Source organism: Mesorhizobium sp. M0052 (assembly GCF_040323255.1).
Taxonomy (GTDB): domain Bacteria; phylum Pseudomonadota; class Alphaproteobacteria; order Rhizobiales; family Rhizobiaceae; genus Mesorhizobium.
This window is the reverse complement of the sequence record NZ_JAMYUS010000025.1, coordinates 60,998-86,260: the sequence shown is the minus strand read 5'-3', so window position 1 is coordinate 86,260 and position 25,263 is coordinate 60,998. Positions and strand designations below refer to the sequence as shown.

Sequence of the window (25,263 nt, the reverse complement as noted above, 5' to 3'; positions counted from 1 at the left end):
CAGGCCGCGATGCCGAGAAAGAAAAACCGGACGGGAGCGCGTTGCCCGTGGCCAGAGCGAATTTTGGCCGAGCCATCGCCAAAAACAGGTCCGTTGGGGTAGATTCGACGCTGTTTCTTGTCGGCGGTCGCTTGCTCCCGCCCGTAACTGAATGAGCGGTTTCGTTGTGACCATTGTCCTGACTGGGCGCCAGCTTTGATATGGTGCGATCGCACCATAGCCTTGGCTGTTGCGGCGCGGCCGAATCCCGGCCGGCGCCGCAGGTTGCTATCCAGCGTCTCGTTGGGCTTCGCCTGATATGCCGACCCAGCGCTCGACCTTTTCGAGCAGCGCCCTGGGGCTGATCGGCTTGGGCAGATAGTCGTCCATGCCGGCTTCCAGGCAGCGCTCACGGTCGCCCTTCAAGGCATGCGCGGTGACGCCGACGATCGGGATATGCATACCCGTATGTTCTTCCAGCCGGCGAATTGCGGCGGTGGCCTCGAGCCCGTTCATCTCCGGCATCGAGACGTCCATCAGGATCATGCGCGGATTAAGCCGGCCGAAGGCATCGAGCGCCTTGCGGCCGTTGCCGACGATTTCGAAACTGTAGCCGGTTTCGCCGATTATCTGGGTGAACACCATCTGGTTCACTTCATTGTCCTCCGCAACGAGGATGTCGAGCCGGCGTTCATCCCCGGCGGCCCGGGCGCGGGCACGAACCGGCGGCGGTTGCAGCAGGGCGCGTTCCGAGGCAGCGAGCGGCGGCTTTGCCGGCGACGGTTCGTTCCTGCCGCCGCCGGAACCGCTGCTTGCCGCCGGCAGCACACGGCCGTCTGTGATATTGTGATGGTGCCGCTGGATGGTGGCGACCAGCGTTTCCAGAAGCACCGAGGAACGCGCCGGCTTGATCAGCTGGGCGTCGATGCCGAGATCGCGATAGCTGGTGTTGGCGAGCGACTGGTCGACCGAAGTCAGCATGATGATCGGCGTGTCGGCCAGCCCTGCGGTGCTGCGCACGACGCGCGCCATTTCGGCGCCGCTCATCCCCGGCATCTGATAATCGAGCACGACGCAGTCGACCGGCACGCCGTAGGCAGCCGCGGCGACCAGCACCTTCAGCCCTTCGGGTCCGCTTTCGGCGGCGCAGGAATCGAAGGTCCATGACGCCATCTGCTCGCTCAGGATCGATCGGTTGACGGCATTGTCGTCGACGATCAGCACCCGTGAGCCGGTCACGTCGACCGGCATGATCCGCCGTCCGGTCTGTTCCTCGGCCCTGGGCAATGTCACGGTGAACCAGAAGGTCGAGCCCTTGCCTTCGGCGCTCTCGACACCGATCTCGCCGCCCATCAACTCGACCAGCCGCGAGGTGATGGCGAGCCCGAGCCCTGTGCCTTCGTGGCGTCTGGTAGACGAGGTGTCGGCCTGACTGAATTTTTCGAAGACGAGCTTCAGTTTCTGCTGCGGAATGCCGATGCCGGTGTCGGTGACCGAAACGGTAAGCTTTGTCCCCGTCGGCCCCCTTTGTCCGGTCACGTCGACCAGCACGTGGCCTTCGTCGGTAAACTTCACCGCGTTGCCGACCAGATTGGTGACGATCTGCCTGATGCGACCGACATCGCCGACGAACAGGCTTCCCAGGCCCGGCTCGACGCGCACGATGAGCTCGAGGTCCTTCTCCTTGGCGCGCGTCGATATCAGCGTCGCCACATCCTCGATCGCTTCGGGCAGGTTGAAGGGCGCAGGGTCGAGCACCAGCTGTCCGGCATCGATCTTGGAGAAGTCCAGTATGTCGTTGATGATGGTCAAGAGCGCGTTACCCGACTTGACGATGATATCGGTGAACGTCTTCTGCTTGGGATCGAGGTCGGATTTGGCCAGCAACTCGGCCATGCCGAGTACGCCGTTCATCGGCGTGCGGATCTCGTGGCTCATATTGGCCAGGAATTCCGACTTGGCGCGGTCGGCCAGCACGGCGCGCTGGCGCGCCTCGCGCAGTTCGGCCTCGCGCAGCTTCAGTTCGGTGATGTCGGTGGTCGACCCAATCAGATAGAGCGAACCGTCGGACGCGATCATCGCGCCCTTGCGGGCGAACTGGTGGCGCACGCTGCCGTCGGCAAGCGTCACCGTTTCCTCGATCTCCTGTGTATCGCCTGTGCGCAGCACGGCGAGATCGCTGTTGACGAAGGCTTCGCCGTCCTCGCCGAAAATCTCGATGTCCGTCTTGCCGATCGCGTCTTCCCTGCGGAGGCCGGTGAGGTCGCACCAGCCCTTGTTGACGTAGAACTGCCTGAGGTCGGAGCGCTTGGCGTAGATCGACACCGGCACGTTGTCGATGAGATTGCGGAACACCTCGTTCTCGCGCATGCTCTCTTCCAGCGCCTGCTCGCGTGCCTTGACGTCGGTGATGTCGGTGCTGGAGCCGACCAGGTGCACCGACCCATCGAGCGCCACCAGCCGGCTCTTGCGCGTCATCAATTGCCGCACCGTGCCGTCGCGATGGGTAACGGGCTCCTCGATCTCGCGGCCGCGCCCGGTGACGACGACCTCGGTGTCGTCATGGGTGTAGGTTTCGGCGTCGTCGATGCCGAAAAGCTGGAGATCGGTCCGGCCGATGACCTCCTCCTTGGGGATGCCGGTCAGCGCGCACCAGGCTTTGTTGACGAATTCCATGCTCAGATCCTGCGCCTTGATGAAGGCGGCGACCGGCAGTTCGTCCATGACGTGGCGGAACAGGTCGATCTGGCGCATGCTTTCCTGCAGCGCCTTTTCGCGGCTCTTGATCTCCGAGATGTCGACGCGCACGCCGATAAAGGTGCCGTCCTCGGTGCGCATATCGTAGACCTGATACCAGCGGCCGTCCGCATTGAGGCGCTCATAGGACGAGTTGGGCAGGCGATAGCGGGCGAGGATGGCATTGAGCCAGACATCGGGGTCGCCTTCATAGAGCCTGTCGATTTCTGGATCGCCGCTCGATCGGAAATAGCCGACCGAATGTCCAAGTTCCAGGGCCGCGCGGAAGCTGCGGCCAGGCTGCCATGCCGGTTTCAGCTCCGGCAGCGTGTCCTGCAGCTTGCGGTTTGCAAAGACGAACTTGTCGTCGCGGTCATAGATGATGACGGCCGCCGGCAGCGACTCCAGCACCGTGGTGAGGTTCTTGCGGGCGTCCTCGGCTTCGGTCTCGCGGCGCTTCATGTCGGAGATGTCGAACAGGAAACCGGCGACATAGTTGCGGCCGCTGGGCATGCCGACGCGGTTCTTGCGCACGATGCGCGAGCGGCTGGCGCCCTCGGCGTCGAAAGTCTCCTCGACCTCGTAGGGCGTGCCGGTCGCCAGCACGGCGCGTTCGCTGTCTTCGAATTGCGCGGCGTCCTTTTGCTTGAGGAAGTCGCCGCCGGGCCTGCCCAGCATCGCTTGCGGGCTCTGTCCGAACAGTGCCGAAAACGCCTCATTGACGAAGACGAAACGCAGATTGTCGTCCTTGACGAAGATCGGGTCCTTGACGCCGTTGATCACCGCCTCGGCCAGCCGCGATTTCTCCAGCGCTTGGGCGAGTTCAGCCTCGCGATCCTTCATGTTGGTGACGTCGACATAGGAGATCAGCCTTTTGCCGCCGGCGAGCGGCGCCAGCGAGGCAATCAGCGTACGGCCGTCATTGCGTGGCAATTGCCTGGAGCCCACCAGGCCGGCCGAGATTTCTGCTTCGCGCTCGGCGATGTGGTCCTGCCATTCCGCATCGTCAGCACCGTACGGGTCCATATCGCGGCTGGCCTGCATCAGTTCGCGGAAGCCGCAGCCGATGCCGGCGCGCCGGGGATCGATTTCCCAGAAATCATAGAAGGCGCGGTTGATCACCTCCGCGCGCATGTCGGCATCGAGGACGAGCACGCCGATCGGCATCTGGTCGACCATCGTGCGAAGATTGGCGAAGGTCTCGGTGATCTTGGCGTTGGCACTCTCGATCTCGGCGTCGCGACGCTTGAGCTCGGAGACGTCGTAGTAGGTCAACAGCCGCTTGCCGCCGGACAACGCCGTCACGGAGAACATCATCGTCCTGCCATTGGCATGGAGAAATTCGCGTGGCGCAACCGAGCCGGCGCTGATCTCCTCGATGCGGGTGGCGAGGTAGTGCTGCCACTGCTGTCCATCGAGATCGCCGTAGATGCCGTTGCGGCGGTTGAGTTCCATCAACAGGCTGAACGGCGCGCCGACCGTGACGGCGCCATCGGGAATCCTGGAGAGCTCGCGATAGGCCTTGTTGACGATGAGCGTGTCGAACTTCGCGTCAAGCACCACGACGCCCATATGCATGGCATCCATTGTCCGCTCGAGATCGGCGAGGTGCTGCGTAGCCTCGCCGGCCGGCGGATCGCTCTCGTCCTGCCGCAGTTCGTCCAGCGCACCGGCCAGTGCCGTGACGTTGCGGCCGATGCCGCGATAGCCGATGAATTCGCCTTCGCCGTCGAACCGCGGGGAACCGGTGATCGAAACCCAGCGGCAGCCGGGACGGCCGCCCTTCAACTCATAAACAAAGTCGCGAAACGGCCGATGCGCCTGCAGATCCTCCAGATGCGCGGCGGCGTGTCGATTGCCGTGCACCATCTGCTTGAGGAAATCGAAGCGGAAACGGCCAAGAATGCTGGCGGGATCGATGCCGGTGGCGGCCTGGTAGTTCTCCGAAAGCCAGGAAAAGCGCAGCTCGGCGTCGGTCTCCCAGACCCAGTCGGCGCCGGCCCCGACCAGTTCGCGCAGCGCTTCGGGCGAACCCCCGACGGACGTATCCTCGCCGTTCACAGCCCCTTTTCGGGAACCGCGTCCGCCGCGTGTTCCAACAGTCCCGTCAGCCATCCCGTTCCCACCCCGAAAGCCAAGGCCGAACCCCCTCAGCGGTTCGCCGGCGGAATGTGCCCGAGAAGCATTAATGATCCGCTAACCATAACCAATCCAGACTGCGGCCAGAGCCACATTGCCCTGCGGTATTCCGCCGGTTGTCGGCGGAACCCCGGCCGGGCTATAAGTCGGCGGGGGTGTTGCTGATGACCGGTTGGATCGTGCCTTGTTTCCTGTGCATGGCGCTGCTTGCGGGCAGCGGCTGCGCACGCAGCTATGACGGCACGGTGGTGATCCCGAAGCCGCTCGATATCAGGCGGGTCTGGGATCGCGATCCGTCGCAGACTGAGGCCAGCCGGATGCAGGCGGCAGCCGGTGTGTTTCCGACGCCGCCGCCGCAGGAGCCCTACCGGCCGGCGGCACGCAGGCACACGACACAAATAGCTGCGCCAAGGCGGCACGTCAGGTCCAGCCCTCCCAGCATGGCTTCCGAACCGGCCAATCCGCTCACCTGCAAGAATGTCAGCGAACCCGGCAAACGCTACAGGATGGTTTGCGAATAGCTGGTACTAGAGCAATTCCAGGAAAAGTGTGAAACGGTTTTCCGTCCGGAATTGCGTAAAACAAAGACATAGAGCGGTTCGCCGTTTCGGTGAAACGGTGAAACGCTCTAGGCGCAGGTTACCGCCGGGAAGAAAGCCGGCCCGACCACCCTGACCGGCCGCGAGCCGGCCAATGGCTCGACCGACTGTCGCTGGGCGGCGCCCCTGGCCTCTGCAGCGTCTGCGCCAGGATGGGGAAGTTGCGCCACGGTGCCAAGATCCGGCTTCGCTGACGGCAAAGGAATGATCGCGTTGGCCATATTGGCTGGCGTCACGTGCGCGCTCTCAGCTCGGCAACGCGCCGGTGATAGCGCTTGAGGTCGCAGGCCCTGAAGTTCGCATCATTGCGATATTTGAAGGCCGTCGGCAGGTCCTTGTAGGATGTGCGCGTATCGAGCGCGACCATCTCTTCGGTTTCAAGGCTTGGATCACTGAGCGTGTACAGGTCGACGCCGGCATCGTCGCAGATGTAGCGGCACTGATCGACCATCTCCTTGACATCGCCGCCTTGCACGAACTGCGATTTCGGCGCCGGGAAGAAATAGCCGTCGGAGAGACGAACGCAAAACAGCATCGAATTGCTGCCGATCATGGCGCCAGCCGGACGCTGTCTTTGTTGCCCGGCGGCGGGCGTGCAGCCGAGCGCGACGAGCCTGGCCTGCAGTCCGGACGCATCCCGGCGCGAAATCGCGGCGCCGGCGATCTGGCGTTGCACCTGTGTGCGGCTTTTGGCGAGGTCGGCGCAAGCATTGAAGAAGCCCCCCACCGCACTTTGCGCCGTGCACCGGCGTTGCCTCTCCAGCCCCTGGATCGCCGCAAGCTGGCGACGCAGCTGCGCAAGCTCGGAGCTGATCCCGCCGCTGCGGCCGGACGGTGCCAGCTGGCTCCTGAGCGCGGCGCATGGATCGGCAAGGGAAGCCGAAATGCCGAGGACGCTTGCCGACACCAGTGCAAAGGTCACGACAAGCCACAAACGCATCATCGGCGACACCTGGTCCTTGTACCCCTGTGGAGCCGATCGCCGCTCCAGCCGATTGAGCCTCAATGCGTGAGGTAAGTCTAATTGAAGAGACGCCAAGAACCGCCAGGTATTTTATGCCGAGTGTATTATGCCGGTTCCTGTAAATTCGCTATTACACTTTTGTTTCAAGATTGCGACGAGGCCAGGCTCGGGCGAGCCCGGGCCGCCGCAATCATCGATCCCGCGTTATCGGGCCCTTGCGGATGAAACCTTTCTCCGGTGTCTCGCGTTGTGTCGGGCAAAGGAGACGAAGATGTCTATTCACTTCACTGTCTCTGGCCTGACCAGGAACCTGTTCCACTCGCTGGGGCTGGACCATGAGCGGGCGCCGAGAGCGCTCGATCCCGAACAGAGCCTGTTGCTGGAATGCTATCTGGCCGGACAGATTCCGGAATCCGCCTGGGCCGACTACGTCTTCGAGACGCCGGAACTGCAGCGGCATGTCGATATCAGACGCCCGCACAACTGATCAGAGCAACTTCAGGAAAAGTGTGAGTCGTTTTTCCGGGAAAAGCGCGTAGCGCTTTCCCCTGGGAATTGCGTAAAGACAACGAGAGAGGGGGTCGCCGTTTCTGTGAAAACGGTGAAACGCTCGCCCGCTCGCCTACTGCTTGGGCGAAGCGAATTGCACGGTGAAGACATTGCCCGCGACGCCTTGCGCCAGCGTCGGCGAGAAGCTCAACGGGAGGCACTTTTGCAGGGCAGTGGTTGCGGCGTCGACGAATGACTTCCTGGTATCGGCATCGCCATCGACCTTGATCGCCGTCGGCCGCGGCGGACCGATCAGCGTGCCGTCGCGCTTGAAGCTGAAGCTCAAGGTGACGCTGGCATTTCCAACACCCGCCGGCGGCGTCCAGCACGCCTGGATGGCATCGCCGACCTCCGCCATCGTGTCGAGCGGCGCGGCATTGCACGGGTAGCCTCCGACCAACACAACACCGGCAATCGCAAACACTCTCGCTACGCCCTTCATCGCAAAGCTCCTCGTGTGTCGTCCGCCGACCATGATGGTAGGGTCGAAGCAAACGATGGCAATATGCCTGATGTCGGACTTTACAGCATGAGACGTGCCTGATGGCGCATCGGCGAAAAGCAAAAGGCCGGCATTGCGCCGACCTTTCCCTTCACCCTTGCGCCAGTACATCCGTGGTCGCGCGGTGCCTTCAATAGACAGCGTTCTGGTTAATGAATCCTTAGCGTTGCGCGCTGGCCTGCGACTTCACATAGGCGATGTAGCCGCGCACGTCGCCGGCCGGCTCGGCATAGGCCTTACCGAGTTTCTTCTCCATCGCAGCGACATACTCCTTGGCCCATTTTGGCAGCGCATAGTCGATGACGGCCAGGAACTCCAGCGTCGATGCCAGGCGTATGTCGGCGATCGACGGGTGCTTGCCGCCGATGAACGGCTTGCCGTCCCTGAAGAAGGAGTGAAACACCTCCAGCGGCTCGGCAATCGCCGCCATGGCGGCCTTCTGCGCCTCGGACTTCTTCTCCGGATGAGCGTCGCTATGGCCGACCTCGCCGGCATAGTGCGGGAAACCCAGCGCCGGATAGGTGGCGCGCGCCACATACGGGTAGAGCGTGCCGATCAGGTAGAACATGGCGCTGTCGACCATCGCCCGCTTGGCCGGCGCCTTGGGATAGAATTTCTCCAGCCCGTGCTTGTTGGCGAGATACTGCATGATGGCACAGCTCTCCCAGAGCACGCCGCGCGGCAGCCCCTTGTCCTCGATCATCGGCGTCAGATGCGCCGGATTGCGCGCCATATATTCGGGCGAGCGCGTGTGGCCCCAGGCGTCGGTCTCGGCGGCGTCGAACCCGGCCGCACGGGCAAACACCCGGACGGTCATGTTGTTGACGCTCGGCTTCAGCATCGAGAGCTTCAGCGCCGGTTTTTTCGCCGCCTTGACCTTCGGCGCGGATTTCTTGGCAGCCGGCTTTGTCGCGGCTTTCGCGGCCGGCTTTGCGGCTGCCTTCGGCGCGGCCTTTACGGCCTTTGCGGCCGGCTTCGCAGCCGCTTTCGCCGCAGGCTTGGCCGCTGATTTCCCGGCGCTCTTGATCACTGTCTTTGCCATTATGGTCCTCCCCTTTTGCTGGCCGTCAGTATGGATTCTTCGGCGTCCGGTCGTCCGACAAGGTCGCGCGCGACCACTCGACCAGCGTCTGGATCGCGTCGGCAAGGTGCACTTCGGCGATGTTGTAGTCGCCGCGCGCAACGCGCAGCTTGTGCGCCTGCATCAGCACGTCGGCATGGGTGAAACCTGCCGGCGGATCGAAGCGATAGGAGGCGAGTTCGATCAAGAGGCCGAGCGGATCCTCGAAATAGATCGAATCCATGAAGCCGCGATCCTTGACGCCGCTGTGCTTGATGGCGCGTTCGTCGAGCCGGGCGACCGCCTGCAGGAAAGTGACGCGCGACACCGAGAACGCAATATGATGGACGCAGCCCGGTTCGGTGGGCGTGCGCCGCTTGACCGGCGTGCGGCTCTCGTCGGTGAAGACGGTGATCAACCTGCCGTCGCCGGGATCGAAATAGAGATGACTTTCGCTTGGCTTGTCGAGGTTGGGCTGCTCGAAGATGAACGGCATGCCGAGCACGCCCTCCCAGAAATCGATCGAAGTCTGGCGCCCGGCGCCGACGAGGGTGATGTGATGGACGCCCTGCGACTGCAGTTTCTGCATCGGTCTCCTCCTCGCCGACCCTCGCCTATGTTCCCCGGCGTCTTGCGCGCCGCAACGCCCTTTGGCGAGGCTTCGTACATGATGCTAGTGCAATTGGCAGCGCCGCGCCAGAAGCTCGCGGAGACTGCCGGCGCTGGATGGTGAAAGGGGTTTGAGTTGCATGACCTGAGGCTACGCGACCGCTCTGAGCTCGGCTTCCGCCAGCGTGCCCAGGCCCGCGCATTCGGCGCATGCCATGGTCTGCCCGGGACAGCCGGCCCGATGCGTGCCTTGCGGGCAGCAATGCCCTTTCGACTCGCGCCATTTCAAGCAATCGAAAACCTGCCCGCTGCCGTGACAGCACGGGCATATCATTTTTGCCGAACTCATACCTGCTATGCCCAACCAAATCCGCGTTGCCGCAGATGCTATCCCCGCACCGCAAGTAACAGAGATCGCTACGCTTTCAAGCGTCGCGGTCTGACTTAAATTGGGTGTATCTGTGACGCGGATTTGCCGGGTTTTCGCTTATGCCGCCGGCCCTCGCGGTCACACGCGATCCGCGCGGCTGCTGCCCGAAATTGTCGATGATGCGGAAGGAAAGCGGTTGCTTGGTACGCCCAAGGGGAATCGAACCCCTGTTCCCGCCGTGAGAGGGCGGTGTCCTGACCGCTAGACGATGGGCGCGTTCAAGAACCGGCGATATAGGCTGACGGTTTGGAAAAAGCAACTGGGCTTCGAACGGCCGGACCGCTTCTGTGCAATGTCGGTTTGCGGACCTAGCGTTTCGGCTCGATCAGGTCCCACAGATTGCCGTAGAGATCGGCGAAAACCGCCACGGTGCCGTAAGGCTCATGGCGTGGCGTTTCGTGGAACTCGACGCCGTTTTCCAGCATCGTCGCATGGTCCCTGGCAAAATCATCGGTTTCGAGAAGCAAAACCACGCGGCCTCCGGTCTGGTCGCCGACGCGGCTTTTCTGCACATCGTCCAACGCTTCCGCCAGAAGCAGCCGCGGGCCTTGCCCGGCCGCAGGCGTCACAGTCACCCAGCGCTTGCCGTCACCGAGATCGATGTCGTCGCAGAGCGCAAAGCCAAGCTTGCCGACATACCAGGCAATCGCCTCGTCATAATCGGCGACCACGAGCGTGACGGTTGCTATGCGGCGATGGTCGGCAAACCCGGTCATTGTCTCGGCCCAGCTATTTGTTGCGGATGGCGAAGCGGCCGATGATACGGCGCTCGGCGATGTCGTAGACGAAGATGGTGCGGCTGCCGTCGCTGAGCTCGGCGTCGATCGAAATGCGATTGCCCGACAGAGCCTGGCTGATCACCTTGGCTCCGACCGGGAGCACTATGTCGGCCGCGAGCGGCTCGCCGGGCGGAACTGGAATGTCGTTGGCGAGCGGCGGGTTCGCGGGCGGCGCTTTGCGCGATTTGTAGACAATGGCTGCGATCACCACCATAAGGGCCAGCAAAAGCAGGCCGAGATTGATGGCCATGAAACGGATGAGCCTGCCGCGCACCTTTTCGATCTCGGGATCGAGCGGCTTTTCTTCTTCATCGGCAACGGGCCGGGCCATGGCAGAACTTCCGGAACTTTTTTCGATGAGCGCTCATAGCGAAGAGACCCCTGAATTGATAGAGGCTGGACAATTCATAGAGGCGGCGCCAACCGTGCTCGAAGCCGGCGCGGAAGCGGCCGGCCAGCGCCTCGACCAGTGGCTGGCGAGCGCCCTTGGTCCCGACATGTCGCGCAGCCGGGTGCAGATGCTGATCCGGCAAGGTGCCGTTTCGATCGACGGCAAGCCGGTCGACGAGACCAAGCGCAAGATGAGTGCCGGCGAGCGCGTATCGGTCGTCATGCCCGAGCCGGAACCGGCCGAACCGCAAGGCGAGGCCATCGTGCTCGACGTGCTTTATGAGGACGACGAGCTGATCGTCATCAACAAGCCGGCCGGCCTCGTCGTCCATCCCGGCGCCGGCAACTGGACCGGCACGCTGGTCAACGCCCTGATCCACCACTGCGGCAACAGTCTTTCCGGCATTGGCGGCGTCAGGCGGCCGGGCATCGTCCATAGGCTGGACAAGGAAACGAGCGGCGTCATGGTGGTGGCCAAGACCGACCGCGCCCACAAGGCGCTGTCGGAGGCCTTTGCCGACCACGGCCGCACCGGCGACCTCGAACGTGCTTATTTGGCGCTGGTCTGGGGAATCCCGTCGCGGCCGACCGGAACGGTCGACGCGCCGCTTGGCCGTGCCGCCGACCGCGTGCGCCGCGCCGTCGTGCCGGAAGGCCGTGACGACGCCCGCCACGCCGTGACCAATTTCACCGTCAAGGAGCGTTTCGGCGAGGGCCAGCAGGCGTTCGCCACCGCCAGCCTGGTCGAATGCCGGCTGGAAACCGGCCGCACCCACCAGATCCGCGTCCACATGGCCCACATCGGCCATCCCGTCATCGGTGACCCCGATTACGGCCAGGCCTTCCGCACCAAGGCCAACCGGCTGCCCGAACTGCTGAAGGGTCAGGTCAAGGCATTTTCCAGGCAAGCTTTGCATGCCTGGCTTCTTGCATTTCGGCACCCGGCTACCCATTTATCGATGAGGTTCGAGGCGCCGATACCGGGGGACATGGAGGAACTCGTCGGCGGCTTCCGCAAGCTCTGAACCAGCCAGCTAAAACCTGAGCGGCATTGTTCACTTCAGCGTGACACACTGTTTCGTGTTGAACAAATGCCTGTCTTTTCTGGTTTTGTTCCTATATAAATCAGTTGCCGCGGGCGAGCCTTTTGGTGCTCGCGTCACATGCCCGCCGCGTTTCGGGGGCATCACTCCAATAGAGAGGGGGCGCAATCATGGCCCAGTCACTACCCAGTATTGTTTCCGGCGAAGGCGGCCTCAGCCGCTACCTGGAAGAAATCCGCCGCTTTCCCATGCTTCAGCCGCAGGAAGAGTACATGCTCGCCAAGCGCTACGCCGAGCATGAAGACACCAGCGCTGCGCACAAGCTCGTCACCAGCCACCTTCGGCTCGTTGCCAAGATCGCCATGGGCTATCGCGGCTACGGCCTGCCGATCGGCGAAGTGATCTCGGAAGGCAATGTCGGCCTGATGCAGGCCGTCAAGAAATTCGAACCCGAGCGTGGCTTCCGCCTCGCGACCTACGCCATGTGGTGGATCAAGGCCTCGATCCAGGAGTACATCCTGCGCTCGTGGAGCCTGGTCAAGATGGGCACGACCGCCAATCAGAAGCGCCTGTTCTTCAACCTGCGCAAGGTGAAGGGCAAGATCCAGGCGCTGGACGATGGCGACCTCAAGCCCGACCAGATCACCGAGATCGCCACCCGGCTGAACGTGTCGGAAGCCGAAGTCGTGTCGATGAACCGCCGCCTGTCGGGCGACGCGTCGCTGAACGCGCCGATCCGCGCCAGCGAAGGTGAATCCGGCGAATGGCAGGACTGGCTGGTCGATGACCACGAAAGCCAGGAAGACATGCTGATCGAACAGGACGAGCTGGAAAACCGCCGCGGCATGCTGTCGGGTGCTTTGGCCGTGCTCAACGATCGTGAGCGGCGCATCTTCGAGGCACGCCGCCTCGCCGAGGAGCCGCTGACGCTGGAAGAGCTGTCGTCCGAGTTCGACATCAGCCGCGAGCGCGTGCGCCAGATCGAGGTGCGCGCCTTCGAGAAGGTGCAGGACGCGGTCAAGGCCGCCGCCAAGCGCCAGATGCAGGCGCTGCGCACGATCGAGGCGCAGCCCGCGGCGTAAAGCCGGGTTCGGCTAAGGAACAGAAGGCGGCGTCGGGAAACCGGCGCCGCCTTTTTTGTTTTGTCGTCCGTCGGCGGTTAGCGAAAGTCGGGCAACAGCTGATCTCCCCCCTTGAGGGGGAGATTGGCAGCTTCGGCGACGGCGCCAACAGCATGAACCGATCTACAGCCCATCCAGCGGAAACTTGAGATACCTTCGGCCGTTGGCCTCCGGTTCCGGCAGCCGTCCACCATTCATGTTGACCTGCAGCGCATGCAGGATCAGCCGCGGCATCGGCAGTGTCTTGTCGCGCGCTTCGCGCAAGGCGACGAACTCGGCTTCGCTGCGCGCCGCAACGAGGTGGATATTCTTTGCCCTCTGCTCGGCGACCGTGCTCTCCCAGCACGGCTCGCGCCCGCCGGCCTGATAGTCGTGGCCGACAAACACCCGCGTTTCGTCCGGCAGCGCCAGAACGCCCTCAATCGAATGCCACAGCCGCGCGGCACTGCCGCCGGGAAAATCCGTCCTTGCCGAGCCGCTGTCGGGCATGAACAGCGTGTCGTGGACGAAGGCTGCGTCGCCAATGACATAGGTGATCGAGGCCAGCGTGTGGCCGGGCGAGAACAGCACCTTGACCGGAAGGTTGCCGATCATGAACGTTTCGCCTTCCCCAAACAGCCGGTCCCACTGCGAGCCGTCGGCGGGGAAATCCGGCCAGTTGTAGATCGCCTTCCACAGCGCCTGGACTTCGACGATCCTGTCGCCGATCGCCGTCGGCGCGCCGGTCCTTTCCTTGAGATAGTGCGCCGCCGAGAAATGATCGGCATGCGGATGGGTGTCCAGGATCCACTCGAGCTCCAGCCCGTTTTCGTGGATAAAATCCAGCAAGGCGTCGGCATTCTTCGTCGCCGTCGCGCCGGATTTTTCGTCGAAGTCGAGGATCGGGTCGATGACGGCGCAGCGTCTCGTCACCGGGTCGGTGACGACATACTGGATGGCGCCGGTCGGCTTGTCGTAGAAGCCGGCGACCTCAGGTTTGGCCGAAGCGATGTCCAATGTCCGGCCCCCCTGCCCCTTGCCCGACAGGAACCGTTTTCTCCGTCGGGTTGAACAACAGCATGGTCATCTGGCAAAGCGCGCCGGTCAAGCACGCCTTGCCAGAAATAGGACTGAAGCCCGAAATAGCTCCGACGGAGAAAACCTAGGCTGACGGCTGCTTGGTCTTCCTGAGATAGGGCAGGATCGTCTCGAAAGCGCCAAAACGCTTGACCGCATCTTCGTTCGAAACCGCGGCGGTGATGATCACATCCTCGCCCTGCTTCCAGTTGGCCGGCGTCGCCACCTGGTGCTTGGCGGTCAGCTGCATGGAATCGACCGCGCGCAGGATCTCGTCGAAGTTGCGGCCCGTCGTCATCGGGTAGGTCAGCACCAGCTTGATCTTCTTGTCCGGCCCGATGACATAGACCGAGCGCACCGTGGCGTTGTCGGCCGGCGTGCGGCCTTCCGACGTCTCGCCGGCGCCCGCCGGCAGCATGTCATAGAGCTTGGCCACCTTGAGGTCCTTGTCGCCGATCAGCGGGTAATTCACCGTCTGGCCGGTCGCCGTCTTGATGTCGGCCTGCCACTTGTCGTGGCTCGCAACGGGATCGACGGAAATGCCGATGACCTTGACGTTGCGCTTCTTGAACTCGCCTTCGAGCCCCGCCATCGTGCCCAGCTCGGTGGTGCAGACCGGGGTGAAATTCTTCGGATGGCTGAACAGGATCGCCCAGCCGTCGCCGATCCAGTCATGAAACTTGATCGGCCCTTGCGTGGTCTCGGCGGTGAAGTCAGGCGCGATGTCGTTGATACGAAGGCTCATGGCATTATTTCCCCAGCAACAGATTTCGTCAGGAGCGGCCGTGGACGGCGTCAACGCTCCGGCATTCCCGCATCTTAGCGCAAAAATCGCGGCTGCAGGACAATAGGAAACTATTATTGGCGACGGAACGAGCACTTTCGTTCTACGGACCGACGTTGGGCCGACAATCTTTCGTTTGTGCGGGGAAGGCTCAGGCCTTGTTGACCGCCAGCGACGTGGCCAGGTCTTCCATGCGCTGGGCGAGCGCGCCGAGCGCGCTGGTCAGCACGGTGTCGTTCTTGTCGGCCTTGGTCAGCGCTTCGTCGCGAGTCTTGCGCAGCGTCTGCACTTCGGTCTCCATGCCCTTGACCCGCTTCTGCAGCTCCGAAAGCTCGTCCATCACCATGATGCCGGCCATCACCGTCAGCCGCTGGTCGCCGATCTCGCCGAACGAATCCTTCAGATGCGAGACATAACGGTCGAACCGCTCGGCGAGGTCGATCAGGTGCTCTTCCTGACCCTCGTCGCAAGCCATGCGATACTGCTTGCCGTCGATGGAAACCGTGACCTGTGCCATGGCCTGCAGCTCCTACCTGTCCAGCACCGCGCGGATGGTTTCCATGGCGGTCACCAAGCGGCGCGACACTTCCTTGTTGGCATCTTCCAGCCGTTCGGCGCGGGCTTCGGAATTGTCGAGTTCCTGCGCCAGCCGTGAACGGTCGGCGTTCATGCGCTGCACCTCAGCCTCGGCTTCGGAATAGTCGCGCTCGTGCTCGAGCTTGGCCGCGACGGCGTTTTCCAGCCCCTCGATGGCCTTGCCCAGCCTGTGGATGACTTCCTTGAGTGTGGTTTCGCCGGTCATGGCCTTCGTCCTGTGCCCTGCCCATCACCGAATCGCTTCGCGTTCAGAACGCGTTAACAAGGAAACATTAGGCACCGGGTGAAGGCAACGTCAACAAAGCTCTCGCGACTGTCCCCCGCTAACGCTAATGTAGGTCGCCCCATAAGGTCTCAAAGCCATCACAAGACCGGCAAATGTGCAGCCGATTTGTTGACTAAAAGCCCGTGGCTGCTATGTGTCGCGCACTCTTTCCTGGGCTCTGCCAAGCCCACAAATCCCCACCCCGGAGGTACCATGACGTCGCGTGAACAACATGACCGGATGGCCAATGCGATCCGTTTTCTCTCCATGGACGCCGTCGAGAAGTCCCAGTCCGGCCATCCCGGCCTGCCCATGGGCTGCGCCGACATCGCCACAGTGCTGTTCACCCGCTTTCTGAAATATGATCCGAAGAACCCCCATTGGCCGGACCGAGACCGCTTCATCCTGTCGGCCGGCCACGGTTCTATGCTGCTCTACTCGCTGCTGCATCTGACCGGTTACGAGGACATGACCCTCGACCAGATCAAGCATTTCCGCCAGCTGGGTTCCAAGACTGCCGGCCATCCCGAATACGGCCATGCCACCGGCATCGAGACGACGACCGGCCCGCTCGGCCAGGGTCTCGCCAATTCGGTCGGCTTCGCGCTCGGCGAGCGCATCATGAACGCCGCCTTCGGCAACGACCTCGTCGACCACTACACCTATGTGCTGGCCGGCGACGGCTGCCTGATGGAAGGTGTTTCCCAGGAAGCCATCGCGCTGGCCGGCCACCTCAAGCTCAACAAGCTGATCGTCTTCTGGGACAACAACAACATCTCAATCGACGGTCCGGTTTCGCTTGCAGACAACACCGACCAGGTCGCCCGCTTCCAGGCCTCGGGCTGGAACGCCAGCCACATTGACGGCACCGACCCCGAGGCGATCGCCTACGCCATCGAAGCCGCCCGCCATTCCGACAAGCCGACGATGATCGCCTGCAAGACGACCATCGGCTTCGGCGCCCCGACCAAGGCCGGCACCAACAAGGCGCACGGTTCGCCGCTCGGCGCCGACGAGATCGCAGGCGCGCGGAAATTCTTCAACTGGGACTCGCCGCCCTTCGAAATTCCGGCCGACATTCTCGACTCCTGGCGCACCGCCGGCAAGGCCGGCGTCAAGCCGCGCACCGACTGGGAAGGCCGGCTCGCCAAGGCCAAGCCCGAGCTGAAGGCCGAGTTCGAGCGCCGCCTCGCCGGCAAGCTGCCGTCGAATTTCGATGCCGTCATTGCCGACTACAAGAAGAAGCTGTCGGCCGACAAGCCGAAGGTCGCCACCCGCAAATCGTCGGAAATGGCGCTGGAAGTCATCAACGGCGCGGTGCCGGAAACCATCGGCGGCTCTGCCGACCTGACGGGCTCCAACAACACCAAGACCAGCCAGACCAAGAACATCACGCCGGACGATTACGGCCAGCGCTATGTCCACTACGGCATCCGCGAGCATGGCATGGCGGCCGCCCTCAACGGCCTGACGCTGCATGGCGGCCTCATCGCCTACGGTGGCACCTTCATGTGCTTCTCCGACTATGCCCGTCCGTCGATGCGGCTGGCGTCGCTGATGGGCATCCGCTCGATCTTCGTCATGACCCATGATTCGATCGGTTTGGGCGAAGACGGCCCGACCCACCAGCCGGTCGAGCACCTGGCGGCGCTCCGCGCCATCCCCAACCACAATGTCTTCCGTCCGGCCGACGCGGTGGAAACCGCCGAATGCTGGCAGATTGCCATTGAATCGGAAAAGACCCCGTCCACCCTGGCGCTGACCCGCCAGAACCTGCCGACGGTGCGCACCGAGCACTCGGCCAGGAACCTCTCGAGCCAGGGCGCCTATGAACTGGCCGCGGCGAGCGGCGAAGCGGCGGTGACGATCTTCGCGACCGGCTCCGAGGTCGAGATCGCGCTCGGCGCCCGTGATTTGCTTGAAAAGCATGGGCACCCGACCCGCGTCGTCTCGGTGCCTTGCTTCGAACTGTTCGACCAGCAGAGCGACGCCTATCGCAAGGAGACGATCGGCAACGCGCCGATCAAGATGGCGATCGAGGCCGGCATCCGTCAGGGCTGGGATCACCTGATCGGCTCCGACGGCATCTTCATCGGCATGACCGGCTTCGGCGCTTCCGGCACCATCGAGCAGCTCTACCCGCATTTCGGCATCACCGCCGAAGCCGCGGCCAAGGCGGCGGAAGCCCGCCTGCACGGCAAGTAAGATCAGGGTCAGTCCCGCGCACCTCCAAGGCGGATTCGCGGGGCTGGACCAACCTAATCGATTTAAATTCGGCCTTCTGCGGCTGGATTCTTGTGCCATCCGCCGCTATGAAGCTGCGGACCCATCTGCCGCCTCCAGCTCTCAGGGAGAGTAAAATGACCGTCAGAGTTGCCATCAACGGATTTGGCCGCATCGGCCGCAACATCCTGCGCGCCATCCATGAATCCGGCCGCAAGGACATCGACGTCGTCGCCGTCAACGACCTCGGCCCGGTCGAGACCAACGCGCATCTGCTGCGCTATGACAGCGTGCACGGCCGCTTCCCGCACGAAGTGTCGGTCTCGGGCGACCAGATCACCGTCGGCAAGGAGACCTTCAAGGTCACCGCGATCAAGGACCCGGCGCAGCTGCCGTGGAAGGAGCTCGGCATCGACATCGCGCTCGAATGCACCGGCATCTTCACCGCCCGCGACAAGGCTGCCGCGCATTTGACCGCCGGCGCCAAGCGCGTCGTCGTCTCCGCGCCTGCCGAAGGTGCTGACCTCACCGTCGTCTACGGCATCAACCACGACAAGCTGACCAAGGACCACATCGTCATTTCGAATGCGTCCTGCACCACCAACTGCCTGGCGCCGCTGGCCGCAGTGCTGCACGAGACCGTCGGCATCGAAAAGGGCATGATGACGACGATCCACTCCTACACCGGCGACCAGCCGACGCTGGACACCATGCACAAGGATCTCTACCGCGGCCGCGCGGCTGCCCTGTCGCAAATCCCGACCTCGACCGGTGCGGCCAAGGCGATCGGCCTGGTGCTGCCCGACCTCAAGGGCAAGCTCGACGGCATCTCGATCCGCGTGCCGACCCCCAACGTCTCGGTTGTCGACTTCAAGTTCATCGCCAAGCGCGCCACCACCGTGCAGGAGGTAAACGAAGCGGTGATCGCTGCCTCCAACGGCAAGCTGAAGGGCATTCTCGGCGTCACCCATCATCCGAATGTGTCGATCGACTTCAACCACGATCCGCGCTCGTCGATCCTGGCGCTCGACCAGACCAAGGTCATGGACGGCAACTTCGTTTCGGTGCTGTCCTGGTACGACAATGAGTGGGGCTTCTCCAACCGCATGGCCGACACCTCGGTCGCCTTCGGCAAGACCATCGCCTGATCTGAAGGCATCGTCTCGCAGCTTCGAACGCTCGGCTGTGCCCGGGCGTTTTTCGTCAGCGCGCCGGGCAAGGCGCGCCGAGCCGCCAAACGCCGGAAAATCAGCGGCATAAGGCAAAAAGCCATCCTTGCGCCTTGCACCGGCCATTCCTTCGCCCCACTCTCCCGTGAATCGGTAGAAAGAGGAATTCGAGGGGCAAATCACGGATGGAGCATGCGATCTATCTCGTCACGCTGGTCGGCACAGCGCTAGTCGTCGCCGCAGCGTTCTCGAGCCTGATCGCCTTTCGCTTCGGCGCCCCTTTGCTGCTGCTCTTCCTCTGCATCGGCCTCGCCAGCGGCGTCGATGGTCTCGGTATCGAATTTGACAATGCGCGCGTGGCATATTTTGCCGGCTCACTGGCGCTGGCGGTCATCCTGTTCGATTCCGGTTTCGGCACGCCGCTCAACGCGCTGCGCCAGGCGGCCGGCCCGGCGCTGTCGCTGGCGACCTTTGGCGTAATCCTGACCACTGGCCTGTTCGGCGCCGCCGCCTATTACCTGCTCGACCTCAGCTGGCTGGAATCCTTCCTGCTTGGAGCTGCCGTCGCCTCGACCGATGCGGCTGCGGTGTTCTTCCTGCTGCGCGCCGGCGAAATCAATCTGCGCGAGCGCGTGCGCGCGACACTGGAAGTCGAATCCGGCACCAACGACCCGATCGCCATCTTCCTGACCATCACGCTGGTCGAGATCATCGCCGCCCACGCCAATCCCGAGACCCATGTGCTGGTCACCGACCTGATCCTCGGCTTCCTCCTCAATATGGGGCTCGGCGCCGTCGTCGGCGTGCTTGGCGGGCTCGGCATCGTGCGCCTCGTCGACCGGCTCAACCTCGACCATGGCTTGCTGCCGATCTTCGTGCTGACCCTGTCACTGATGGTGTTCGCCGCCGCCGGCGCCATTGGCGGCTCGGGCTTCCTGGCGGTCTATCTCGCCGGGCTGATTGCCGGCAACTCCGACATCCGCGCCGTCACCATCCTGAAGCGCTTCCAGGACGGCATGTCGTGGCTGGCACAGATCATTATGTTCCTGATCCTCGGCCTGTTCGCGACACCCTCGCAGTTTCCGGCGATCATGGTGCCCGCGGTGCTGCTCGGCCTGTTCCTGATGTTTGTCGCGCGCCCTGTCGCCGTCTGGCTCTGCCTGATCCCGTTCCGCCTGCCGCGTCCCGAGATCGCCTTCGTCTCCTGGGTCGGCCTGCGCGGCGCCGTGTCCATCCTGCTTGCCATCACCCCACTGCTCGGCGGACTGGAGAACGGCCGCACCATCTTCAACGTCGCCTTCATCATCGTGCTGGTATCGCTGGTGGTGCAGGGCTGGTCGGTCGGTCCGCTGGCGCGCCGGCTCGGCCTGATCGTGCCGGCGAGACTCGGGCCGCTCGACAAGGTCGAACTCGAACTGCCGGGCTCCGCCCACCACGAACTGCTCGCCTACCGCGTCGCGCCCGGCAGCCCGGTGGCGCGCGGCGAGCGCATCCCGCGCTGGGCACGGCCCTCGCTGGTGCTGCGCGACGGCCGCTCGATGCGTTTCCAGGACATGGGCCGGCTCGCGGCCGGCGACCAGGTCTACATCTTCGTGCCCGACCGCTATCCGCGCCTGCTTGACAAGCTGTTTGCCAGCCGCGCCGTAGTCGACCCCGAGGATGCCGACTTCTTCGGCGCCTTTGCCGTCGATCCCGCCCGCTCGGCCGCAGAGCTCGAGGCCGCATACACTCCGGGATTGAGCGAAGCCGAGCAGAAGCTCACCGTCGGCGCGCTGGTGACGGCGCGGCTCGGCGGCCATGCCGAATATGCCGACCGGGTGCTGATCGGCCCGATCGAATTGATCGTCCGCGACGTCGACGACAAGGGCAAGATCACCGGTCTCGGCCTCTCCTTCGAGCCGACCGCGCCGGTGGCGCGGGTTCCGGTGTTCCTGAGCGCCGGCGAGATCGGCGATCGGGTCTCCGCCTTCATCCGCAACTGGCACAAGCCGACCGAGACGCAGACTGCAGAGGCGATAGCCAATGAGAAGGCCCTTGAGCCGACGGCGGAAAAGATAACGACCGAAGGCTGACAAGCGATCGGTTCACGCTGACGTCCCGCATCATCACGACAGCCTTCGCCTTGATCTCAAAATTTAGCTCGCACCCCGGCTCAAGCCTTGCATCGTCATCGATGCGAGGTATGGTCCCGGCGATTTTTCACGGAAAGGTATCAGCATGGCCGCCTTCAAGACACTCGACGATATCGGCAATATCAGCGGCAAGCGCGTGCTGGTGCGCGTCGACCTCAACGTGCCCGTCGCCGACGGCAAGGTCACCGACGCCACCCGCATCGAACGCATTGCGCCGACCATCGCCGAACTGTCCGGCAAGGGCGCCAAGGTCATCCTGCTCGCGCATTTCGGCCGCCCGAAGGATGGTCCCTCGCCCGAATTCTCGCTGGAGCCGATCGCCAAGGCTGCCGCGGAGGTGCTTGGCCGCCCCGTCGGCTTTGCCGGCGACTGCGTCGGCGACACGGCGGGCAGTGCGGTCGCCGCCATGAACAAGGGCGATGTGCTGCTGCTGGAAAACACCCGCTTCCACAAGACCGAGGAGAAGAACGACCCGGCCTTTACAGAGCGGCTCGCCGCCAATGGCGATATCTTCGTCAACGACGCCTTTTCCGCCGCCCACCGGGCGCACTCCTCGACCGAAGGCCTGGCGCGGCTGTTGCCGTCCTATGCCGGCCGCACCATGCAGGCCGAGCTCGAGGCGCTGGAGAAGGGGCTCGGCAATCCGGTCCGCCCTGTCGTCGCCATTGTCGGTGGCGCCAAGGTGTCGACCAAGATCGACCTGTTGATGAACCTGGTGAAGAAGGTCGACGCGCTGGTCATCGGCGGCGGCATGGCCAACACTTTTCTCGCTGCGCGTGGCACCGCTGTCGGCAAGTCGCTGTGCGAGCATGACCTTGCCGCGACCGCCAAGCAGATCATGATCGAGGCCGCCGAAGCCGGCTGCGCCATCATCCTGCCTGTCGACGGTGTCGTCGCCAAGGAATTCAAGGCGGGTGCCGCCAGCGAGACCGTTGCCATTTCGGATGTCCCGGCTGACGGCATGATCCTCGATGTCGGCGAAAAGACCGTGAAGACGATCGGTGAATGGATCGACCGCGCCGCGACGCTGGTCTGGAACGGCCCGCTCGGCGCCTTCGAGATCGAGCCTTTCGACCACGCCACGGTGGCGGCGGCCAGGCACGCGGCGGCCCGCACCAGGGCCGGCAAGCTGGTCTCGGTCGCCGGTGGCGGCGACACGGTGGCCGCCCTCAACCATGCCGGCGTCGCCGACGACTTCACCTATGTCTCGACCGCCGGTGGCGCTTTCCTGGAATGGATGGAAGGCAAGCCGCTGCCCGGCGTCGACGTCCTGAAGAAGCAGGCCTGATCGGGACGAGGGCGTCAAACGAGGCGCTGGAAACTTTCAATCGATTCGAGCTTTCCGATGCCATTCCTTTGGCGGTAGACTTCCCTTAAGCGCGGAACAACACCGTCAAGGAGAAGCAAAAATGAGCGAACGTCTCGAAGACATTGCCGCCGCGATGGTGGCCGGCGGCAAGGGCCTGCTGGCCGCCGATGAGAGCTCCGGCACCATCAAGAAGCGCTTCGACGTTATCGGCGTCGAATCGACCGCCGATAGCCGCCGCGACTACCGCGAGATGATGTTCCGCGCCAAGGACGCAATGACGAAGTACATCTCCGGCGTCATTCTCTACGACGAGACCATCCGTCAGAAGGCTGCCGACGGCACGCCTCTGGTCGACATCATCAAGGCGGCGGGCGCCATTCCCGGCATCAAGGTCGATGCCGGCGCCAAGCCACTCGCCGGCTTTCCCGGCGATACCGTTACCGAAGGCCTCGACGGCTTGCGCGAGCGGCTCGCGGATTATTACAAGCTCGGCGCCCGCTTTGCCAAATGGCGCGCGGTGATCGACATCGACACCGGCAAGGGCGTGCCCTCGGCCAATTCGATTGCCTCCAATGCCCATGCGCTGGCCCGCTATGCCGCACTGTGCCAGGAGGCCGGCATCGTGCCGATCGTCGAACCGGAAGTGCTGATGGACGGCGCGCACGACATTGCCACCTGCTACGACATCTCGAAGGCAACGCTGATCAAGCTCTATGACGAGCTGCATGCGGCGCGCGTTGTGCTGGAAGGCACCATCCTGAAGCCGAACATGGTGCTGGCCGGCAGGAAGTCGGGCAAGGTGAGCAGCCCCGAAGAGGTCGCGGAAAAGACCATAAAACTGTTCCGCGAAACCGTACCGGCAGCGGTGCCGGGCATCGCCTTCCTTTCGGGCGGGCAGTCGGACGAGGAGGCTACCGCCAACCTCAACGCCATCAACGCCATCGGCCCGCATCCGTGGAAGCTGACCTTCTCCTATGGCCGCGCCTTGCAGGCCGCCCCGCAAAAGGCCTGGAGCGGCAAGGCATCGAACGTCGCCGCCGGCCAGGCCGCCTTCACCCATCGTGCCCACATGAACCATCTGGCGGCGCTGGGACAATGGACGGCGAGCCTCGAACAGGCCGCCTGAGCGCAGTCCTCCCGTTGTCATACAACCCGGGCCGATGCGCCCGGGTTTTGTTTATGACAAGGCGGGCTTGGGACGGAGTTCGCCCATCCTTATCTCCTTTTCGGCAAAAGCTGACGGCGATGTCGGTTTCTGCCCACCCCGAACGTCCTTGGGTGAACAGACAGGGAGAACTTCATGACTCGCAAGAAGGTGGTTTCGCGTGAAGACTGGTTTGAGGCGCACAAGGCGCATCTGGCGCGCGAGAAGGAATTGACACGGTTGCGTGAGCGCATCGCCGCCGAGCGGCGTGAACTGCCCTGGATGAAAATCCGCAAGGACTATGTCTTCGAGACCGAGCAGGGTCCGAAGAACCTGGCCGGACTGTTCGGCGCCAACAGCCAACTGATCGTCTACCACTTCATGATGACGCCAGGATCGAACCACCGCTGCGAAGGCTGCTCCTTCCTTGCCGACCATATAGACGGCGCCGATCAGCATCTCAGGCGCCACGACGTGTCGCTGGTGGTGGTTGCGCGCGCGCCGCTGGCGGAACTGCTGCCTTACAAGCAGCGTATGGGCTGGAAATTCGACTGGGTGTCGTCCTACGCCTCGGATTTCAACTTCGACATGCAGGTCTCCTTCACCGACAAGCAGATCGCGGCCGGCGACACCACCTACAATTTCGAGACGCGTCCGCGCACGTCAAAGGACCTTCCCGGCACCAGTGTTTTCTACAAGGACGAGAACGGCGACATCTTTCTCACCTTTATGTCGCGCGCCCGCGGCGGCGAGGCGCAGATCGGCACCTATGACTATCTCGATATGACGCCGAAGGGCCGCGGCGAAAATGGCCCTTATCAAAGCCTGATGGACTGGGTGCGGCTGCATGACGAATATCAGGAAAAGCAGGCGGCTAAGGAAAACTGCTGCGACTAGAAGCGCGTTCACCTGCGCCCAAACATGCGCTAAGGCTGCCGTTAACCTCTAACGGTATTGCCATGCGCTTCCCGGCCCTTCTTACCTGGCTCGCCTACCCCGTCTATGTCTGGCAGGGCCTCGGCGTGCGCCGCCGCACCACCCGCATGCTGCCGGCACAAGGGCCGGTCATGCACGAAATATCGGGCAAGGCGCCGGCCATCTCGCTGCTGGTGCTGGGCGATTCCTCGGCCGCTTCCGTCGGCATCGGCAATTCCGAGAACGGGCTTGCCGCGCAGCTTGCCGTCATGATCGCGCAGCGAACCGGCCTTGCCGTGCGCTGGCGCGCCGCCGGCTTCAACTCGGCAACGTCGGGCCAGATCCGCGACCATGTGCTGCCCAATCTGTCGGCCGATCGGTGGACGCATATAGTGCTGGCCATCGGCACCAACGACACCAAGAATTTCCACTCGGTGCCGCGCTTCAAGAAAGAGTTCGGCGGCCTGCTTTACGCGCTGCGCGCCAAATGGCCGGAGGCCCGCGTCGTCTGGTCGCCGGTGCTGGAATTCACCCGTGCGCCGGCCATGCCGCCGCTGCTCGGCAAGATACTCGAAATCCGCGCTACCGCAATGAACCGCATGGGCGAGCGCCTCTGTTTCGAGCGCGGCGCCGTGCCGGCGCCACGGCTGCCGATCACCAACCCTGAGGCCGGCTTTGCCTCCGATGGCTTTCATGCCTCGGAAGCCGGTTACCGCGCCTGGGCCGAACATCTGGTCGGATGGGTGCTCGCCGATTGACCTGAGGGGGC

General features: G+C 63.5%; 23 protein-coding genes and 1 tRNA gene. 11 read left to right on the top strand and 13 right to left on the bottom strand.

Annotation, left to right across the window (positions count from 1 at the left end; translation table 11 throughout):
• Nucleotides 1–267: 267 nt before the first annotated feature.
• Nucleotides 268–4,830, bottom strand: coding sequence for a PAS domain-containing hybrid sensor histidine kinase/response regulator (locus tag NKJ77_RS27270; RefSeq protein WP_502904433.1), 4,563 nt, complete (start codon nt 4,828–4,830; stop codon nt 268–270).
• A 188-nt stretch (nt 4,831–5,018) separates the two neighbouring features.
• Between NKJ77_RS27270 and NKJ77_RS27265 the strand changes: the two genes are divergently transcribed.
• Complete coding sequence (locus tag NKJ77_RS27265; RefSeq protein ID WP_023670115.1) at nt 5,019–5,375, top strand: hypothetical protein; 357 nt, start codon at nt 5,019–5,021, stop codon at nt 5,373–5,375.
• Nucleotides 5,376–5,482: 107 nt separating this feature from the next.
• Here NKJ77_RS27265 and NKJ77_RS27260 read toward each other — a convergent pair whose 3' ends face one another.
• Entirely contained in the window at nt 5,483–5,689 is a 207-nt protein-coding gene (locus NKJ77_RS27260; RefSeq protein WP_352536006.1) for a hypothetical protein, read from the bottom strand.
• Nucleotides 5,686–6,396, bottom strand: coding sequence for a DUF2865 domain-containing protein (locus NKJ77_RS27255; RefSeq protein WP_352536005.1), 711 nt, complete (start codon nt 6,394–6,396; stop codon nt 5,686–5,688). Before NKJ77_RS27255 ends, NKJ77_RS27260 begins: the two co-directional genes overlap by 4 nt.
• A gap of 292 nt (nt 6,397–6,688) precedes the next feature.
• Between NKJ77_RS27255 and NKJ77_RS27250 the strand changes: the two genes are divergently transcribed.
• Entirely contained in the window at nt 6,689–6,904 is a 216-nt protein-coding gene (locus NKJ77_RS27250; RefSeq protein ID WP_023690098.1) for a hypothetical protein, read from the top strand.
• Nucleotides 6,905–7,039: 135 nt separating this feature from the next.
• Here NKJ77_RS27250 and tolA read toward each other — a convergent pair whose 3' ends face one another.
• From tolA to NKJ77_RS27220, 6 genes are all read right to left on the bottom strand, one after another.
• Entirely contained in the window at nt 7,040–7,408 is a 369-nt protein-coding gene (gene tolA, locus NKJ77_RS27245; RefSeq protein ID WP_023690097.1) for a cell envelope integrity protein TolA, read from the bottom strand.
• A gap of 220 nt (nt 7,409–7,628) precedes the next feature.
• Nucleotides 7,629–8,510 carry a glutathione S-transferase family protein gene (locus tag NKJ77_RS27240; RefSeq protein ID WP_023690096.1) on the bottom strand — a complete coding sequence of 294 codons (882 nt, stop codon included), beginning with the start codon at nt 8,508–8,510 and terminating at the stop codon, nt 7,629–7,631.
• 25 nt (nt 8,511–8,535) lie between these two features.
• Nucleotides 8,536–9,117, bottom strand: a complete 582-nt coding sequence (locus NKJ77_RS27235) for a VOC family protein (RefSeq protein ID WP_023683976.1) — start codon at nt 9,115–9,117, stop codon at nt 8,536–8,538.
• Between the two features lie 591 nt (nt 9,118–9,708).
• Nucleotides 9,709–9,783 (bottom strand) — tRNA-Glu (locus tag NKJ77_RS27230).
• 92 nt (nt 9,784–9,875) lie between these two features.
• Nucleotides 9,876–10,283, bottom strand: a complete 408-nt coding sequence (locus NKJ77_RS27225; protein ID WP_352536004.1) for a VOC family protein — start codon at nt 10,281–10,283, stop codon at nt 9,876–9,878.
• A gap of 13 nt (nt 10,284–10,296) precedes the next feature.
• Complete coding sequence (locus NKJ77_RS27220) at nt 10,297–10,677, bottom strand: hypothetical protein (protein ID WP_023690093.1); 381 nt, start codon at nt 10,675–10,677, stop codon at nt 10,297–10,299.
• Between the two features lie 25 nt (nt 10,678–10,702).
• Between NKJ77_RS27220 and NKJ77_RS27215 the strand changes: the two genes are divergently transcribed.
• Both NKJ77_RS27215 and rpoH read left to right on the top strand, forming a co-directional pair.
• The gene (locus NKJ77_RS27215) at nt 10,703–11,761 is read left to right on the top strand and encodes an RluA family pseudouridine synthase (protein ID WP_352536003.1); all 1,059 of its coding nucleotides are present in this window, start codon (nt 10,703–10,705) and stop codon (nt 11,759–11,761) included.
• 188 nt (nt 11,762–11,949) lie between these two features.
• Nucleotides 11,950–12,861, top strand: coding sequence for an RNA polymerase sigma factor RpoH (gene rpoH / locus NKJ77_RS27210; protein WP_023670124.1), 912 nt, complete (start codon nt 11,950–11,952; stop codon nt 12,859–12,861).
• A 162-nt stretch (nt 12,862–13,023) separates the two neighbouring features.
• Here rpoH and NKJ77_RS27205 read toward each other — a convergent pair whose 3' ends face one another.
• The 4 genes from NKJ77_RS27205 to NKJ77_RS27190 form a co-directional block, all read right to left on the bottom strand.
• The gene (locus NKJ77_RS27205) at nt 13,024–13,896 is read right to left on the bottom strand and encodes an MBL fold metallo-hydrolase (protein WP_031195636.1); all 873 of its coding nucleotides are present in this window, start codon (nt 13,894–13,896) and stop codon (nt 13,024–13,026) included.
• Nucleotides 13,897–14,041: 145 nt separating this feature from the next.
• Complete coding sequence (locus NKJ77_RS27200; protein ID WP_023670126.1) at nt 14,042–14,701, bottom strand: peroxiredoxin; 660 nt, start codon at nt 14,699–14,701, stop codon at nt 14,042–14,044.
• Nucleotides 14,702–14,891: 190 nt separating this feature from the next.
• On the bottom strand, nt 14,892–15,257 hold the full coding sequence (locus NKJ77_RS27195) for a cell division protein ZapA (protein ID WP_023670127.1): 366 nt from the start codon (nt 15,255–15,257) through the stop codon (nt 14,892–14,894).
• 12 nt (nt 15,258–15,269) lie between these two features.
• Nucleotides 15,270–15,542, bottom strand: coding sequence for a DUF4164 domain-containing protein (locus tag NKJ77_RS27190; protein ID WP_023670128.1), 273 nt, complete (start codon nt 15,540–15,542; stop codon nt 15,270–15,272).
• A gap of 273 nt (nt 15,543–15,815) precedes the next feature.
• Between NKJ77_RS27190 and tkt the strand changes: the two genes are divergently transcribed.
• The 7 genes from tkt to NKJ77_RS27155 all read left to right on the top strand — a co-directional run bounded on the left by tkt (nt 15,816) and on the right by NKJ77_RS27155 (nt 25,252).
• The gene (tkt, locus tag NKJ77_RS27185; RefSeq protein WP_023832011.1) at nt 15,816–17,807 is read left to right on the top strand and encodes a transketolase; all 1,992 of its coding nucleotides are present in this window, start codon (nt 15,816–15,818) and stop codon (nt 17,805–17,807) included.
• A gap of 155 nt (nt 17,808–17,962) precedes the next feature.
• Nucleotides 17,963–18,973, top strand: coding sequence for a type I glyceraldehyde-3-phosphate dehydrogenase (gene gap / locus NKJ77_RS27180; RefSeq protein ID WP_023748339.1), 1,011 nt, complete (start codon nt 17,963–17,965; stop codon nt 18,971–18,973).
• A 206-nt stretch (nt 18,974–19,179) separates the two neighbouring features.
• Nucleotides 19,180–21,066: a potassium/proton antiporter gene (locus NKJ77_RS27175; RefSeq protein ID WP_023696439.1), complete on the top strand. Its 1,887-nt coding sequence runs from the start codon at nt 19,180–19,182 to the stop codon at nt 21,064–21,066.
• A 145-nt stretch (nt 21,067–21,211) separates the two neighbouring features.
• Nucleotides 21,212–22,414 (top strand): phosphoglycerate kinase, encoded by a 1,203-nt coding sequence (locus tag NKJ77_RS27170; RefSeq protein ID WP_023670132.1) that lies wholly within the window; start codon nt 21,212–21,214, stop codon nt 22,412–22,414.
• Between the two features lie 121 nt (nt 22,415–22,535).
• Nucleotides 22,536–23,561 (top strand): class I fructose-bisphosphate aldolase, encoded by a 1,026-nt coding sequence (locus NKJ77_RS27165; RefSeq protein WP_023748338.1) that lies wholly within the window; start codon nt 22,536–22,538, stop codon nt 23,559–23,561.
• 174 nt (nt 23,562–23,735) lie between these two features.
• Nucleotides 23,736–24,476 carry a DUF899 domain-containing protein gene (locus NKJ77_RS27160; RefSeq protein WP_023752897.1) on the top strand — a complete coding sequence of 247 codons (741 nt, stop codon included), beginning with the start codon at nt 23,736–23,738 and terminating at the stop codon, nt 24,474–24,476.
• Between the two features lie 62 nt (nt 24,477–24,538).
• Nucleotides 24,539–25,252, top strand: coding sequence for an SGNH/GDSL hydrolase family protein (locus NKJ77_RS27155; RefSeq protein WP_023683989.1), 714 nt, complete (start codon nt 24,539–24,541; stop codon nt 25,250–25,252).
• The last annotated feature ends 11 nt before the right edge of the window (nt 25,253–25,263 follow it).